The 1024-nt window shown below is 55.7% G+C and carries 1 protein-coding gene; it reads left to right on the forward strand.

Annotated features, from left to right (window positions below):
• The first annotated feature begins 105 nt into the window (after positions 1–105).
• Entirely contained in the window at positions 106–981 is an 876-nt protein-coding gene (locus J3454_RS16185; RefSeq protein ID WP_349514816.1) for an NAD-dependent epimerase/dehydratase family protein, read from the forward strand.
• Positions 982–1024: the final 43 nt, after the last annotated feature.

Genomic DNA, 1024 nt, shown 5'->3' on the forward strand with positions numbered 1-1024 from the left:
CGACCCCTTTGCGGCCGCTCGCAGTATGGGCGCAAGCGTGCCGCATTGGTTGTATTTGCCCCCTAATTGCGGCAACGTAAGTCCCGAGAAAAGGGTGCGAGATTGATGAAAGTTCTGGTCATCGGAGGAACTCGCTTTATCGGTGCCCATGTGGTTCGGGCACTTAATGAAGCTGGAGCCGAAGTCACAGTCTTTCATCGTGGCAAGACCGCAAATCCACTATTACCGAACGTAACGCACTTCACCGATCCTCTTGCAGAGTATCCCATCACGAAGTTTCCCGCTTCGCTCCAGACCGATTGGGACGTCGTGGTGCATATGGTGGCGATGGGTGAGGCTGACGGGAGGGCTGCAGCCACACACTTTGCCGGGCGGGCGGGCAGACTGGTGATGGTCTCGAGTGCCGACGTATATCTTGCCTATGGTCGTCTGACTAAACGAGAGCCGGGCCCAGTTGAACCGACGCCACTGACCGAAGCATCGGCGCTTAGGAAGATAATGTTCCCCTACCGGGGATACGAGGAGATGCTGGGCGCGTGGGCACACAATTACGAAAAGATATTGGCAGAACAAGCCATTCGGGCAGTGACTGATCTCGATTGGACTATCCTGCGCTTACCGAAGGTCTATGGCCCGGAAGACAACAGCGACCTTTCGACTGTCTATGGCTTTAGAGCAAATCCTGAATGGCGCTGGACGCACGGTCATGTGGGGAATGTCGCAGCAGCGATCGCATTGGCCGCACGACATCCCGGCGCGCGTTGCTCCATCTTCAATGTTGGCGAGGCAAATACGCCAACAATGGGTGAACGGCTTTCTTGGTTACCCAAGAGACAGCCGGACGAGGCAATTCCACCACTTTTCGAATACCAACAGCAATACGCCGTGAAAACATCGAAGATCAGGGAGGAACTTGGCTACGCCGACGTAGTCGATGAGAAGCTATCGATGATCCAGCTCGCCTCTTCAGTTGCAGGCTGAGCTACGGTCGCGCCATAGCCGACCTTCTGGAATCCACCCACTT

It is taken from the genome of Erythrobacter sp. NFXS35 (assembly GCF_040148725.1).
GTDB lineage: Bacteria > Pseudomonadota > Alphaproteobacteria > Sphingomonadales > Sphingomonadaceae > Erythrobacter.